The sequence below is a fragment of the Pseudomonas sp. GL_091 genome, assembly GCF_057837725.1.
This window is the reverse complement of sequence record NZ_CM174451.1, coordinates 4,179,170-4,193,876: the sequence shown is the minus strand read 5'-3', so window position 1 is coordinate 4,193,876 and position 14,707 is coordinate 4,179,170. Positions and strand designations below refer to the sequence as shown.

12 protein-coding genes and 2 pseudogenes are annotated in these 14,707 nt (G+C 54.6%); all 14 read left to right on the top strand.

Annotation, left to right across the window (positions count from 1 at the left end):
• The first annotated feature begins 14 nt into the window (after positions 1-14).
• Positions 15-1,178 carry a phage tail sheath subtilisin-like domain-containing protein gene (locus AC3ITY_RS18975; RefSeq protein ID WP_489304358.1) on the top strand — a complete coding sequence of 388 codons (1,164 nt, stop codon included), beginning with the start codon at positions 15-17 and terminating at the stop codon, positions 1,176-1,178.
• Positions 1,179-1,190: 12 nt separating this feature from the next.
• Positions 1,191-1,694, top strand: a complete 504-nt coding sequence (locus AC3ITY_RS18970; RefSeq protein WP_218478702.1) for a phage major tail tube protein — start codon at positions 1,191-1,193, stop codon at positions 1,692-1,694.
• Between the two features lie 11 nt (positions 1,695-1,705).
• Positions 1,706-2,014 carry a phage tail assembly protein gene (locus AC3ITY_RS18965; RefSeq protein ID WP_150755778.1) on the top strand — a complete coding sequence of 103 codons (309 nt, stop codon included), beginning with the start codon at positions 1,706-1,708 and terminating at the stop codon, positions 2,012-2,014.
• Positions 2,015-2,155: 141 nt separating this feature from the next.
• Positions 2,156-4,498 carry a phage tail tape measure protein gene (locus AC3ITY_RS18960; RefSeq protein WP_489304357.1) on the top strand — a complete coding sequence of 781 codons (2,343 nt, stop codon included), beginning with the start codon at positions 2,156-2,158 and terminating at the stop codon, positions 4,496-4,498.
• A gap of 9 nt (positions 4,499-4,507) precedes the next feature.
• Entirely contained in the window at positions 4,508-5,365 is an 858-nt protein-coding gene (locus AC3ITY_RS18955; RefSeq protein ID WP_489304356.1) for a phage tail protein, read from the top strand.
• Positions 5,340-5,546, top strand: coding sequence for a tail protein X (locus AC3ITY_RS18950; RefSeq protein WP_108217354.1), 207 nt, complete (start codon positions 5,340-5,342; stop codon positions 5,544-5,546). Before AC3ITY_RS18955 ends, AC3ITY_RS18950 begins: the two co-directional genes overlap by 26 nt.
• A gap of 52 nt (positions 5,547-5,598) precedes the next feature.
• The gene (locus AC3ITY_RS18945) at positions 5,599-6,633 is read left to right on the top strand and encodes a phage late control D family protein (protein WP_489304355.1); all 1,035 of its coding nucleotides are present in this window, start codon (positions 5,599-5,601) and stop codon (positions 6,631-6,633) included.
• A 201-nt stretch (positions 6,634-6,834) separates the two neighbouring features.
• Positions 6,835-7,203 (top strand): annotated as a pseudogene (locus AC3ITY_RS18940) (DNA adenine methylase); the annotation flags it as partial.
• An 80-nt stretch (positions 7,204-7,283) separates the two neighbouring features.
• Positions 7,284-8,300, top strand: a complete 1,017-nt coding sequence (locus tag AC3ITY_RS18935; RefSeq protein WP_489304354.1) for an IS110 family RNA-guided transposase — start codon at positions 7,284-7,286, stop codon at positions 8,298-8,300.
• Positions 8,301-8,540: 240 nt separating this feature from the next.
• Positions 8,541-8,969 (top strand): annotated as a pseudogene (locus AC3ITY_RS18930) (DNA adenine methylase); the annotation flags it as partial.
• Positions 8,970-9,463: 494 nt separating this feature from the next.
• Complete coding sequence (locus AC3ITY_RS18925) at positions 9,464-10,846, top strand: N-6 DNA methylase (protein WP_489304353.1); 1,383 nt, start codon at positions 9,464-9,466, stop codon at positions 10,844-10,846.
• Positions 10,839-12,902 (top strand): sensor histidine kinase, encoded by a 2,064-nt coding sequence (locus tag AC3ITY_RS18920; protein WP_489304352.1) that lies wholly within the window; start codon positions 10,839-10,841, stop codon positions 12,900-12,902. Before AC3ITY_RS18925 ends, AC3ITY_RS18920 begins: the two co-directional genes overlap by 8 nt.
• 2 nt (positions 12,903-12,904) lie before the next feature.
• Complete coding sequence (locus AC3ITY_RS18915) at positions 12,905-13,588, top strand: hypothetical protein (RefSeq protein ID WP_489304351.1); 684 nt, start codon at positions 12,905-12,907, stop codon at positions 13,586-13,588.
• A complete protein-coding gene (locus tag AC3ITY_RS18910; RefSeq protein ID WP_489304350.1) occupies positions 13,588-14,574 on the top strand; it encodes a ComEC/Rec2 family competence protein in 987 nt (328 codons plus the stop codon). The genes AC3ITY_RS18915 and AC3ITY_RS18910 overlap by 1 nt, the downstream gene beginning before the upstream one ends.
• Positions 14,575-14,707 lie beyond the last annotated feature (133 nt).

Genomic DNA, 14,707 nt, shown 5'->3' with positions numbered 1-14,707 from the left:
TGGAGCATCACTCTATGAGTTTTTTTCACGGCGTCACCGTGACCCTGGTGGATACCGGGGCACGCCACATCGCCACCCCGTCCGCATCGATCATCGGCCTGTGCAACACCTTTACCGTGGGCCCACCGGCCACGGCTGCAGCCAACGAACTGCTGCTGATCACCCGCGAAAGCGAAGCGGTTGCCGCCTGGGGGCCGGACGCGGCGATCACCCAGGACTGCAAGGCCATTTTCAAGCGGTCGAAGGCGGTGATTGTCGCTGTCGGTGTGCCGGTGCTGGACGACGCGGCCGAGCAACTGTCAGCGATCATCGGCGGCGTTTGGGCCGACGGCACCCGTACTGGTATGCAGGCGTTGCTCAACGGTAAAAGCAAGTTCAACGCCCAGCCACGGTTGTTGGTGACTCCGGGGTACTCGGCGACGCTGGCGGTGGCGACCGAGCTGGTGGCGCTGGGCGACAAGATGCGGGCGATGGCCATCCTCGACGGGCCGAACACCACCGACGAAGCCGCGATCGCCTATGCCGAAAATTTCGGCAGCAAACACGCCTACATGGTCGACCCGGGCGTGCAATTCTGGGACACCGGGACCAGTGCCACGGTCAATGCACCGGCTTCGGCTTGGACCGCTGGCCTGTTTGCCTGGACCGATGCCACCTACGGTTTCTGGGCCTCGCCGTCGAACAAGGAGTTTGTCGGCGTCACCGGCACCACGCGGCCGATCGAGTTTCTCGACGGCGATGCCTCCTGCCGGGCCAACGTGCTGAACAACGCCAATATCACCACGATCATTCGTGATGATGGGTACCGGCTGTGGGGCAACCGCACGCTGTCCAGCGACCCGAAATGGAAGTTCGTCACCCGCGTGCGCACGCTGGACATCGTCATGGACGCGATCCTCTATGCGCACAAGTGGGCCGTGGATCGCTCGATCACCGCGACCTACGTCAAGGACGTGACCGAAGGCCTGCAGGCGTTCATGCGCGACCTGAAGAATCAGGGCGCGATCATCAACTTCGAGGTGTATGCCGACGAAGAGCTGAACACCTCCAGCGAACTCAGCGACGGCAAGGTGTACTGGAACATTCGGTTCACCGACGTACCGCCCGCCGAAAACCCGAACTTCCGCGTGGAGGTGACCGATCAGTGGATTACTGAAGTGCTGGACACCGCTGCCTAAGGAGGCCGCTTTATGATTCCGGAAGTGCTCTACAACACCAATCTGTTCGTTGACGGTATCAGCCTGCAAGGTGATGTACCGAGTTTGACCCTGCCCAAGCTGACCCTCAAGACCGACGAGTACCGCGCCGGCGGCATGGACGCGCCGGTGGAAATCGACATGGGTACCGAAAAGCTCGAAGCCAGCTTCATCACCAATGGCGTGCGCCGCGAGGTGCTGAAGTTCTTCGGCCAGGCCGACCTGACCGGGTTCAACGCCTCGTTCCGGGGTGCCTTCAAGGGCCAGAAAGGTTCGGTCAAGTCGGTGGTCGCGACCCTGCGGGGCAGCCTCAAGGAAGTCGACCCGGGGGACTGGAAGCCAGGCGAAAAAGGCGAGTTCAAATACGCCGTCGCCGTGACCTATTACAAGCTGGAGATCGACGGCAGCGTGATGTTTGAAATCGATCCCCTTAACTCGATCCGCGTCATCGATGGCGTCGACCAACTGGCCGCCGTGCGGTCTGCCCTGGGCATGTGAGGAGCACCACCATGAGCAACGCAAAAGACAATGTTCTGCCCAAGTGGCTGCAACTGGGCGATGGCATTGCCACCGTCGTCCTATCCCGTGCGAGCCAGGCCAACGGCATTCAGGTCGACAAACTGACCCTGCGTGAGCCGACGGTGCGCGAAATGCGCGCTGCCACCTTGCAGGGCGGTACCAACGAAGAAGAGCAGGAGATGGTCTTGTTCTGCAGCTTGGCGAGCATCGGCCGTGCGGATCTGGAGGGGCTGCTGATGCGCGATTACCGTCGTTTGCAGACCGCCTATTTTCGTCTGGGAGCAGACGACGGGGTTTAACCCCCGGCTGCAGAAGGCCCTGGCCAAACGCCTGGCCGTCGAGCTGAACTTTTCGGCGGCCGAGATCCTGGGGCTGTCGTTTTCCGAGATGGTCTGGTGGCTCACGGATTGAGCCCACCTCGTTGCACGTAGGTGATAAGCATGGCGAACAAACTCTCGCTCGGGCTGGTGATTGGTGGCGCCGTCGATTCTTCGCTCGGCGCCGCCTTCAAGAATGTCAGCGGCGAAATGAAAAAGCTCGAGGCGCAAACCACCCGCGCCAAGGGTTTGCAGAAAGTCATCGGCGAGACCATACGTCTGCGCGATGAATGGAAAAAAGCCCATGACAGTGGGGCGGCCAATGCCGACGCCTTGCTGCGTAAACTGGAAACCAACACCAGCAGCTTGCGCAAGCAGGGTGTCGAAGTCGGGCGCCTACGTCAGGAGTACCTGGCGCTGGGTAAGGTGGTGCGCAGTGCCGAGTTTAAAGCCAAAGGCATGGGGCAGATCGAGGAAGGGCGGGAGAGCTTACGCAGCGGAATCGGTACGGCGGTGGCCGGCACCACGCTGGCTGCGGTGCCGACCAAGGTCAGCGCGGATTTTCAGGCGATCATTCGTGACATCGCAATCAAGTCCGGTACCGCCAACACCCAACAGGAAATGGACACCGCCCGGGACATCGTCCAGACCTCAAAAGATACCGGCATGGCCAACACCCAAGTGGCGGACCTGGTGAACCAGCTGGTCGGTGGCGGCATGGAGTTGGCTGAGGCGCTGAAGTACGCCCCGGTGGCCGCCAAGTTTGCGGTCGGGCAGGGCGCGTCGGGCACCGACACGGCAAAGATGATTCTGGCGATGCAGAACAACGCCAAGATCACCGACCCCAAAAAAATGGAACAGGCCTTGGCGTCGGTTGCCCTGCTGGGCCAGCAAGGCAGCTTCGAGGCGGCCGACATGGCCAAGTGGTTTCCGGAACTGTTGGCGCAGATGGCCAGCAGCGGCATCACCGGTCAGGAGGCGGTGACCCAGCTGGGCGCCATGCTGCAGGTGCAGATCAAGAGCGCCGGCAGCGCCGATGAGGCGGCGAACAACCTGAAAAACTGGGTCGCGAAAATCGGTTCGGGGGAAACGGTCAAAGGTTATGCCGATGCCGGGATTGACTATCAGGGCTCGATGAACGCCGCCATTGGCAAGGGCTTGTCGACCTTCGAGGCCAGCTTCGAACTGGCGCGCCGGTATGTGGAAAAGACCGACCCGAACAAGGCCAAGCAGCTGAGTCAGGGGCTGACCCAGATCAGCCAGGAGACGGACCCGGCCAAGGCGCAAGCGATGGCCGATGCCTTGGCCGCCACTTTGCGTACCGGCGATCTGTTTGCCGACATGCAGGTCAAGACGGCCCTGATGGCGTACACCCAGAACAAAAAATTCTACGCAGAGCTGAAAAAAGGCGCTTCGGACCCCGACGGCCCGCGCAAGGACATTCTCGACAAAAACCTGAACGAACGTCGCGAGAGTTCGTCGCAACGTTGGGCCGAAACCGGTCAGGCGTTCAACGATTCGCTGCGTGCCATCGGTGATGCCCTGCGTCCGGCGACGGATGCGCTGGCCAGCGGTATCGGTGCAGCAGCGCGTGGCTTGACCGCCTTGTCCGAGGAGACGCCCAAGGTGGTGCTGGGCCTGGCGGCGCTGAGTGCCGGAGCCTTGCTGGCGGGCAAGGCCTGGGCCGCGCTGAAGATCGGTCGGGGGTTGGTGAACATCGCGCGCGGCTCGGCCGGCGACCGGTCCAACATCGTGCAGCGGGTATTCGTGACCAACGCGAATGACGGCGATGATGACGGGGTGGATCACGATTCAGGTCGAAAGAGAAAAGGCCCTGCAAGTCGGCCGTCCCGTGGCATGAAAGTGGGTGGGGCGCTGGCGGCGCTCGGTGCCGGCGTTCAGGTGTTGGACACTTACCAGAACGCGACCACCCGTGATGAAAAGGCCGAAGGCTACGGCGAGGCGGCGGGTAGCCTGGCCGGTGGGCTGGCGGGTGCTGCGGCCGGTGCCGCCATCGGTTCGGTCATACCGTTGTTGGGCACCGCAGTGGGCGGAATGATCGGTGCTTGGCTCGGGGCGTGGGGCGGCGGCGACGTGGGCGCGACCATGGGCAAGGCTTTATTTGGTGGGCCGGACACGCCAATCGTACCCAAAGCACCGCTCGGCATCTTTCCCATGGCCACCGGCCAGGGGGTTGGCGCGGTCGTGCGCTCGATGGAAAACGCCCCCACCGCGCCGGTCACGGCGGCGGCATTGATGTCGAGCACCGCGGCTAAGACACCCGAATGGCCGAAGGTCGATCAGCAATTCACCTTCGCCCCGGCCCCGGTTTTTCAGGTGCACGGCGATGTGAAAGACCCGGCACAGTTGGTCCAGGAATTGATGCCGTACCTGCGCCGTCAGTTTGGAGACTTCGCCCGGGAAGCACGTGCCCGGCAGTTGTTTGATGCACCCCACGTGGGTTGAGGACGTGAAATGGCGGATGAAAAAACTTACCTGGAACACCTGCAAGGCGGGCTGAAGTACATGGTCGACGCGGGGGAGGCCGGGCGCACTGACCTGGAGTCCATGACTGGACCCATGAATGGCGCGCTCAATGAGATCAGCGGGGCAGCCGATGCGCTGGAAGGTCTGCCCTTTATCAGCGAAGACCTGAGCGACAAGACCCGGCGTTTGCAAAGTGCAATCAATTCGGCCCAGGCCAAGATCGGTAAGGTGGCCAGTATTTACAACCAGACCCAGCGCGCACTAGCCCAGTTTGATGAGCACTTTTCCGGGTTGACTGAGCAGATTGGCCGGTTTGGCGCGGCGTTCAACAAGCTCGCCGGCAAGGCCAATGCGGCGTTGGGCAACATTTTCCCCACGGAATGGTTTGCCGGCGACATGACGCCGATTCCCGACGCGGTGAAACCGTTCCCGCACCTGCTGATCATCTACCCGCTCAAGGCAAATGAGCGGCCGTACTACTTCAACCTGGACACGGCTGCATTCGACGAACTGCGCCGGCAGACGTCGTTTCGCTGGGCCGCGCAGGAGCGCCTGACACGGCGCCCGGCACAACAGGCGGTGGGCCAGGGTGAGGAAAAAATCACAATCAAGGGCGCGATCTATCCGAGCTTCAAAGGCGGGCTGAAGCAGCTGGATACGCTGCGCAGCATCGGCGCCAAGTTGCTGCCACTGAACCTGACCACGGGTTATGGCGAGGTGTTGGGCAACTGGTGTTTGACCAATATCGAAGAAGAGCAAAGCGCCTTACTACCCGGGGCGATCCCGCGCAAGCAGGGCTTTTCATTGGAGTTTGTCCGCTATGGCGATGACCTGCAGAACGGCTGACGGGGATCTGCTCGACACCCTGTGCCACCACTATTACGGCCACCTGAACCGCAGCGTCGAGGCGGTACTGGCGGCCAATCAGGGCCTGGCCGATGAGCCGCAGCCATTCCGGGCCGGCGTGCTGATCAGGCTGCCGGACCTGGTGGTCGAAACTGACAGCGTCATTTCGTTGTGGGATTGATCCCGTTACCCAGCCCGCCGAGTGCGGGCTTTTTCTTGTCCGGAGTACCGACATGCAACCGCTTTTCCGTATCGTCGCCGACGGCGCCGACATCACCACCTTGATCAATGATCGGCTGGTCTCACTACAGCTATCCGATCGGCCCGGGATGGCCTCGGATTCATTTGAGCTGCGCATTGATGATCGCGACGGGGCGGTGTCGCTGCCCGTGCGTGGCGCGAGTATCGAAATCTACCTGGGTTATGCCGGCGCCGATCTGACTCGCATGGGGCGCTACACCGTGGACGAAGTGGCTGTCTCCGGCCCACCGGACACGCTGGTGATCAGCGGCAAGGCGAGCGACATGCGCGGCAGCGGCAAAACCACCCGCAGTGGCAGTTGGGAGGATGTCAGCCTGGCGCAGATCGTCGGTGACGTCGCCGCGCGCAATGGCTGGCAGCCGTCGTGCCAGGTCGATACCCGGGTGCCGCGCACGGATCAGCTCAATGAGTCGGACTTCAATTTCATCACCCGGGTGGCCAAGAAGCACGACTGCACCGCCAAGGTGGCCGACGGCAAGCTGCTGGTCTTGCCGCGACAGGGCGGGCAGAGCGCCAGTGGCAAGGCCTTGGCGGTGATCACCCTGCAGCGCAGTGATGTGACCCGCTGGCAGTTTCGTTTGAGCGACCGCAGCGCACATCAAGGGGTCAGCACTCAGTACCAAGACTCGGCCAGCGGCGAACTGCTGATTTCGCACCTGGACAACCCCAACGTGCCCGAAGGCCTGCCGCCGGTGCATACCGATCGCCATCTCTACCCGGACCGCACGGCGGCCGATGAAGCAGCCAAGGCGCGTCTGGCGGCGTTCAATCGCTCGACCGCCTCGGTGCGTCTGGACCTGCCCGGTCGGACCGACCTGTTTGCCGAAATCATCATTGAGGCACATGGCTTCAAACGCGGACTCGATGGCGAGTACCTGGTGGAGTCGGTGGATCACACCTTCACCCCGTCCGGTTGGACGGTGTCAGTGGAGTGCAATGGCGGCAAGGAGGGCAAGGCCAAGGCCTCAGGCAAGCCACAGAAAGTCGTGCTTGAAGTGGTCGATTGATAGCCCGGGCGCGTGAGTTGTCCCGAGTCAGAAGTTTCAAAAGTCAAAGTAAAAGGAGCGGCCAGCCCGGATGCGTCAACACCCAGACTGGCCACCGTCCCCGCAGATTGTCCCTGCAAGTCCCGCCAAGGCTCCTGCTCTGTGCACAAAGCGGAGCGAGCCTAGCACCTGTTCATTTATACAGTAAAGGTCTTGCTATCCATGTCTACACCCATCATCCCTTGGATGGGCGGCAAACGCCGTCTGGCCGATCGCCTCATCCCGCTGTTCCCACCCCATGAATGCTACGTCGAAGTCTTTGCCGGCGGCGCGGCGCTGTACTTCATGCGTCCCCAGGCGGCACCGGTGGAAGTGCTCAACGACATCAACGGCGACCTGGTGACGCTGTACCGCGTGGTGCAGAACCACCTTGAAGAGTTTGTGCGTCAGTTCAAATGGGCGCTCAGCTCGCGGCAAGTGTTCGAGTGGCAGAAAATGACCCGCCCCGAAACCCTTACCGACATCCAGCGAGCCGCCCGATTCTTTTACCTGCAACACCATGCCTTCGCTGGCAAAGTTTCCGGGCAGACCTAATGAGATGGTCAGCCCGGCGAGAACCTCGGCGAATCTAAACTTGTCGAGGCTCTCTCTTTACCGAAGGAGGATCTCTCATGAATACCTTGACGCTTCTGGGTATCGATATCGGCAAAAACACTTTCCACCTGCATGGCCAAGATGCCAGGGGCCATCAGGTACTGCGTAAAAAGCTCAACCGCAACCAATTGCTTCCCTATCTGGCTCAGATTTCGAGCTGCAAAATTGCCATGGAGTCCTGTGGCGGATCTCAGTGGCTCGCCCGGAAAATCATGGAGCAAGGCCACCATGTGCTGTTGATCGCACCGCAGCATGTGAAGGCCTATGTCACCGGCAACAAAAACGACTTCATCGATGCCGAGGCCATTTGTGAAGCAGCCTCGCGCCCTAGAACCCGCTCGGTTCAAGTCAAAACCGAAGAGCAGCAGGTGCTTTCCACAGAGCACCGACTGCGCAAGTCCCTGGTAAATCGACGCACCGCCGTCATCAATCAAGTGCATGGATTTCTTCTGGAGTTCGGCGTCATCTTTCCCGTTGGATACGCCGCCCTGGACCGGGTCTCAGACTTGATGGCGAGCCGTGAACTGCCTACCCGCTTGAGAAATGCCATTGAGCGCATGATTGAAGACATTCGGCAGCTGACGCGCGAAATCAAAAAACTCGATATCGAAATCAAACAACAACTGGCGCAAAACGACGCTGGTCAACGCCTGCAGAGCATCCCCGGCATCGGCCCCCTCATCGCTAGCGCGCTGGTAGCCGATGTCGGCGACGCTGCGGGTTTTAAATCGTCCCGCGACTTCGCTGCCTCGTTGGGATTGGTGCCGCGCCAGTACTCAACGGGTGGGGAAACGACTTTGCTAGGCATCAGCAAGCGGGGGGATAAGTACCTAAGAAGCCTGTTGATGCAGGGCGCTCACGCAGTTTTGTGTCGTATCGACAAGCGAACCGATGGTCTCGGAATCTGGGCCAAAAACTTGTTGGCCCGCAAGCATCCGAACAAAGTGGCCTGTGCCCTGGCGAACAAACTGGCAAGAATCGTCTGGGTGTTATTAACCAAGGGCGGCACTTACAACTCACAGTTCCTAGCTTGAACTGTGCACTCCACCACTGGCTTTTGCGACGTCAGTACTGATGACGATAAACGGCAGACATCCTGGCTGAAAACCTGAGAACCAAAGGAGCTTTGAAAGCTGAAGACTTTTTAAGGACAGGCAGGAGCGACTACTCATCAAGGGCCGAGCGCTATCCGTGCTCACACTGAGCCCGGATACATTAGCGCAAGCTCGATTTACCGTTCATCGTTGCTGGGTGGCAGAGGATGGGCTGACCATACATTTGGTACCGCCACCACCACCCCATCGATTAACCTGCTGCGGATCGAGGAAAACCTTTCAGCCGCCTGGCAGCGTCTGTCCGGTACCTACGTCGAAAATCTACCCTGGCTGGAGTGCGCCGAGCGCTACGACCGTGCCCATACCTTCCATTACATGGACCCGCCTTATTGGCAGACCGCTGGCTATGGCGTGGATTTTCCGTTCGAGAACTACGAACGGATGGCCGACTTCATGCGGAGCTGCAAAGGCAAGGTGATGGTCAGCATCAACGATCATCCGGACATCCGCCGTGTCTTTGAAGGCTTTCATTTTGAGACGGTAGACATCCGTTACAGCACGACGAATCAGCGGCAGGGCAAGGCTGAGACAAGCGGCGAGTTGATTATCATGAACTGGGTGCCAGCAGACTTGGGGGGATTGTTCTAAAAGCCGCCATAGCTCGATGAACGCAGACCTTGGCTACCTGCAAGCAAGGTGGTCGAGCGAGGACGTTCGCCGTTTGATACTCCGATGCCCGGGCTTCCGTAAGGGAGATTCGACTCATAGGAGTGGCGGTCGGAGTCATCCAAGCCTGCCGTGGTCTCTCAGTTTTCTAGCGCTAAGCTTCACATCTAAAAGGAGGCTCTAGCTTGTGCTGGGAGTCAGTGGACAGAAAATAAAGGAGTCCAACCGATGATGGCATAGTGACATTTCGAGGGTGCCCGGCTAGCATTCTTGTTCATTGCTTCACCATCTTAAAGCCACGACCATGCGTAGATTGGTATATTATCTCGACCTTTAGGGTCAAGGGGTTGCTTGGGGGCGGGTTGTGTAAGATCGGGTTTCATATGATAACTTTGTCAAACAACCCAAAGGGTACTTGTCGCTTGTTAGTCGCCTCCAAGTAGAGTTAATAATGTTCATCGCGGGACTATGTGGCCTTGTCTAACTTAAATGCAGATGGCGTTTCAAATCGGCTAAGTGAGCCGAAGAGTCTACATGAGGTCGCTAGCGACAAGTACTCTCCGTTTGTAAAGAAGATGCAGGGGTTGTTGGTCGTCGATGGGGAGGCCGATACCGTTTTGTGCTCGAAGGCATTGATGGAGTTGGTAGATATCAATGTCACTTGCGCGGCTGAAGAATTAATACCCCATGAAATTCGTGCTAGCCAAGGTATTTTTTTTACGGGTGACAAAATCGCAGAGAAGATAGTCCTGTCTTTTTCTGCCGAGATATCCAAAGGTGCCTCGTTTTTTGATCCTTCTTGCGGAGCGGGTAATCTGCTTCTGGCTATTGCGAAGACCTACCCTCTAAAGGGGCAGGTTTTAGAAACTCTACGGTTTTGGGGGTTGAAGTTTGGAGGGTGTGACCTCAATGAAAGCTTCATATTGGCTACAAAGCTTCGGCTAATTGCACTTGCTTTCCAACGGCATGGATTGCATAGGGTTTCTAAGGGGGAACTGGACGGCTATCTCAATCTGTTCTCACTGTTTGAGGTGGGGGATTATCTAGAGTCCGCCCTAGGTGCTGAGTTTGACTGCATTGTAGCAAATCCTCCTTTTGGACATATAATTGCTCCTGCGGGGGTCGAATGGAGTTCCGGTCGGACACAGCAAGCAGGTGTGTTCATCGCGAAAGCACTACATGTCGCTAAGCCGGGCCAAAAGCTTACTGCAGTGTTGCCTGATGTGCTTCGGAGTGGCACTCGGTATGAAAGGTGGCGGCGATATGTTGAAGAAGAATCAACAATTATTGCTCTTGATGTTCACGGTAAGTTTTCCAAGACTGTGGATGTTGATGTGTTTGTGTTGTCTGTCATTCAAGGTTGTGAGAAAAATGACTTGGCTGCCGATAAGTGGCAGTCGGTAGGTCGTGAAGAATCATCAGATTTTATAAAGTTGAGTTCATTGTTTGAAGTGAGAGTGGGGCCTGTTGTCCCTCATAGACTTTCAGGTCAGGGGGCTTTAGTGCCTTACTTGGCAACGCAGGATGCTCCGCCGTTTTCTCAGGTGGCTAAACTGCCAAAGATAAATTTCACAGGGACTTTATATGTTCCGCCGTTTGTTGTGGTTCGGCGAACATCAAGCCCAAGTGATAAAGTGCGACTAGTTCCTTCCTTGGTCCAGGGTTCAAAAGCGATAGCGGTTGAGAATCATCTGCTGATTCTAAAGCCTAGAGATGGATCTATCGAAAAATGCTTAAGATTGATTGATGAACTAAGGTTTCGAAGGATTAATGATTGGTTAAATGCTGTTAGTCGGTGTCGGCATTTAACTACGAGAATTTTAGCGGATATTGATATCGTCAGGGATCGCTATGAGTAGTGTGCACTTTAGGTTTTCTCCAAATATATTGGTAAGGCTTGGCGAGGAACTCAATCAAGGCTCGGATCAAAGTATTTTGGAGTTAATAAAGAATTCCTATGATGCGGATGCTACTACGTGTGTCGTTGAGCTAGTTGACACAGGCTTGCCTGGCGGCAGAATAATCGTTACTGACGATGGCAAGGGTATGTCTAGTTCTAGTATAAAAGACTCTTGGCTCGTTCTCGGGAAATCCAGTAAAAATAGTCATCAGATCACTTCTTTAGGGCGAACTCCTTCGGGTAGTAAGGGGTTGGGTCGTCTCGCTGCTCTCAGGATGGGGCGTACTGTTAACCTTGAGTCGACAGTGGGTGATGGGGGGGTAACGAGTGTTTTAAAGGTTGACTGGGATGAGTTTGATAAGGCAGATACAGTCGAAGAAGTTGATCTCGAAATCGAAGAAGGACTCTTCGGTCGATCCACAGGCACAAGAACTGAATTGACTGGGCTAAGATCAGCCATAAGAAGTGAAGATCTGAAAAAGTTGGCAAGGATTGTGCTGATGCTTACAGATCCGTTTGAGGATGATGTTTCTGGTTTTAAAGTTGAATTAAAGGCCCCGGAATTCGCCGAAGTCGAGAAGCTTCTTAAGTTAAAGTATTTTGATTCTTCTGAGTACCATCTCTCCACTAGTGTTGATGAGAACGGTTGGGTATCAGCTGAGATCCTTGATTGGCAAGGTAAGGTTTTGCACAAGGGGGGGCACGATGATATTCGCAACAAAAAGGACGCCCCTTCCTTCAGATCACCCAAGTGTAAGTTTGACTTTTGGGCTTTCCTTCTAAAGAAAGAAAGCTTTGTTTCTGGTAAGTCTGTAAATATTGGTGATGTAAAAGAGTGGTTGCGCCATTTTGGAGGGGTGCATGTATATCAAGATGGAGTTAGAGTGTCTCCGTACGGTGGAGCTGGGGATGATTGGCTCGGAATAAACCTCATTCGTACACAAAACCCTGAAGAGCGCCCTAGTACTAATAACTCTATTGGAAGAATTTCTCTAAGTAATAAGGGGCGTTACACTCTTACCCAAAAAACTGACCGTTCTGGCTATATAGCTGATGACCATTTTTCAGAGTTAAAAGCATTTGCCATTGAAAGCCTAGAGTGGATGGCAAGATGGCGTCTATTTCATGCGGAAAGGAGACGTCAAGCTGAGCGAAATAAGGTCCCTTCGGTTGCAGTTAAGGAAAAAGAGAAAGTCAGCGATTTAATTCAAGAAGTCCCGGTGCGCATGAGGAGTAGGATCAACGCTGCTTTCAATCAATACGCTAAAACTCGTGATCGAGAAGCGGATAATCTTAAGAAAGAAATACAGCTTTATCGTACGTTAAGCACTGCGGGTATTACCGCCGCAACGTTCGCTCATGAGTCTCATGGGAATCCATTAAAAGCTATCGAGCTTGCTACCAATGCACTTGAGGGGCGACTAAATGCGTATGCGCCTGAGGATAAACGCGCTACTGTAATGCGCATAGTCGGTAAAATACGTAAGGCATTAGACGCGCTGTCTACGCTGAGTTCCGCAACCTTGAGTCTGGTTCGGGTTAATAAGCGCCGCGTTGGTCGGGTGGACATTAACGCTGTTATTAAGCAGATTGAAGTCATGATGCGCCCATTTTATGAGGCGAGGGACACAGTGCTCAATCTAGAATTATGCCCGTCAAATCCCTACCTCAGATGCTCTGAAGCAGCTTTGGAATCAATATTTACAAATCTGCTGAACAATGCATTAAATGCATTTCGTAGAAGTAGCTCTGATTCTCGTGTAATACTGATAGAAACTAAAACCGATGGACTTAACTGTGTTATTACGGTTGCAGACTCGGGACCTGGAATTGTTCAGCAAAATATTTCAGAGATATGGCTGCCCGGAATTTCATCTGATCCGGATGGGACTGGGCTGGGCCTGACAATTGTGCGTGACACCGTAAAAGATCTTAGTGGGACAGTTGAGGCTATACCCAATGGGGCACTAGGCGGCGCGGAGTTCGTAATTAATTTGCCAGTGGTGGGGCAGTAAGAATGCAGGCTATTAAGATTCATGACCGTGAGATATCCAGAATCCTACTGCTCGATGACGATCCGAATATCAGGGGTTTATACGAGTTCAACCTTGAGGACATGAATGTCGTCACGGAGGAAGTTGAAGTCGTTAATAGTGTTAAGGCGTTGCTTTCGCAAGTCAACCAATTTGATGGTTTTGTGTGTGATCTTAATCTCAATAGTAGAAAGTATTCGCCGGTTAATGGGGATGTTATTGTTTCTGCCCTATATGAGAAGAAGAGCCCTGCGGTCTTGTGTTCTCGGGATGTTGATAATGTATCGTCGGTGCGTCGTCTTCGTCACTCCATTCCATGTGTGTTAGATGCAAGGGAATTGAACTCGGATAATGTGCGAAATGCATTTGAAATATGTATCAAGGAGTTTTCTGGGCAGTACAGTATTTTTAGGAAGCCCTGGCCCACGCTTATCCGCTTTGAAAATATTGTGTTGAAGACGAATGATGCAGTACGAGTGGCGGTTGTTATCCCCGGTTGGGACTCGCAGCGCCTTGTAGAGGTGGATATAACTAGGTCGGACGGAGATATATACAGAAAGGTCCTTCAGGCTTTTAAGGCTGGCGAAGTGTTTCGTTGTAAGGCTATTGTTAATCTCGAGGTGGAAACATCTAGGGATCTTTATATCAAGGATTGGAACTTGGTGTGATGGCGAAATTAACGATTATCGACGTGGGTCATGGTAATGCGGCTGTTTTGGCAGACGCTGGGAAAGTTGTGGTTATTGATACTGCTGGTAAAACGCACCTCCAGCGATTCCTCGATCAGTCAGATCTTACTGATATTGATTTGGTGGTGATTTCACATACTGATGCCGATCATTTGGCAGGTTTGATAAACTTGCTTTCCAATCCTAAGTATTTGGTTAAAAAGCTTATTATTAACCCTGACTCAATTAAAGCATCGATGCTCTGGGAGGATGTCAGGTATTTAATTGATGAGCAGATGCGTGGGGATAAGCTGAAGGTTGAGTATGGCATAAGCTCTTGTAGTGCGTATCAGTGGTGTGAGGTTACTGAGGATTTATCCCTACAAGTTGTTTCACCTTCACCAGCTATGGCATTGTCCGGTCCAGGTCAGTCGCTTCCAAAAGATGGTCGAAAGCTCACAAGCAATTCTGTGAGCATAGTACTCAGGGTTTTGTACAAAAATGAGCCCGTGGCCTTGTTAACTGGCGATATGGACAGAATAGCCCTAGATCAAATTCTAAAGTACTCAGTAGAAGTGAGTGCGAAGTTTCTAGTTTTCCCTCATCATGGTGGATTACCTGGAGAAGGTTCTGCTGATTTGTTCACTTCTGATTTGCTGGGGGCTGTTCGGCCGGACTCAATTATTTTTTCTAACGGTCGTGTAAAATTTAACAATCCAAATCCTGAGATAGTTGGAGCCGCCTTACGCTTGATTCCTGCTGTCGAGATATTGTGTACCCAGCTTTCGAAAACTTGCTGCGAAAACCCGCTGGTGAGAGATGATTATCGCCCTCATAATTATTCGGCCGGTAGTGATGATAGTCTTTTCTGCGCAGGCACTGTCGAAATTGATATGCATACGAAACAAATAAACAATGCTTCTAAAGTTGCGCACAATGCTTTTGTAAACGGTTTGCCAAATTCACTTTGCACTAAAAGAACTTGAGTGAATTGAAATAGTACGGAGTCCAAGAAGTTGTGCTTTCAGGTCTCTAGGGACCGCCTGATGCTGACTCATCGTAGCTCGCTTAAGGACGTTTGCTTTTGCTCGAAAGTAGATCTAAATCGAACGACTTATT

Bases quoted from the DNA above. Each gene is read 5' to 3' on its own strand.
- AC3ITY_RS18910 (WP_489304350.1), top strand. From the start codon at position 13,588: ATGGCGAAATTAACGATTATCGACGTGGGTCATGGTAATGCGGCTGTT.
- AC3ITY_RS18915 (WP_489304351.1), top strand. From the start codon at position 12,905: ATGCAGGCTATTAAGATTCATGACCGTGAGATATCCAGAATCCTACTG.
- AC3ITY_RS18935 (WP_489304354.1), top strand. From the start codon at position 7,284: ATGAATACCTTGACGCTTCTGGGTATCGATATCGGCAAAAACACTTTC.
- AC3ITY_RS18945 (WP_489304355.1), top strand. From the start codon at position 5,599: ATGCAACCGCTTTTCCGTATCGTCGCCGACGGCGCCGACATCACCACC.
- AC3ITY_RS18950 (WP_108217354.1), top strand. From the start codon at position 5,340: ATGGCGATGACCTGCAGAACGGCTGACGGGGATCTGCTCGACACCCTG.
- AC3ITY_RS18975 (WP_489304358.1), top strand. From the start codon at position 15: ATGAGTTTTTTTCACGGCGTCACCGTGACCCTGGTGGATACCGGGGCA.
- AC3ITY_RS18920 (WP_489304352.1), top strand. From the start codon at position 10,839: ATGAGTAGTGTGCACTTTAGGTTTTCTCCAAATATATTGGTAAGGCTT.
- AC3ITY_RS18970 (WP_218478702.1), top strand. From the start codon at position 1,191: ATGATTCCGGAAGTGCTCTACAACACCAATCTGTTCGTTGACGGTATC.
- AC3ITY_RS18960 (WP_489304357.1), top strand. From the start codon at position 2,156: ATGGCGAACAAACTCTCGCTCGGGCTGGTGATTGGTGGCGCCGTCGAT.
- AC3ITY_RS18965 (WP_150755778.1), top strand. From the start codon at position 1,706: ATGAGCAACGCAAAAGACAATGTTCTGCCCAAGTGGCTGCAACTGGGC.
- AC3ITY_RS18955 (WP_489304356.1), top strand. From the start codon at position 4,508: ATGGCGGATGAAAAAACTTACCTGGAACACCTGCAAGGCGGGCTGAAG.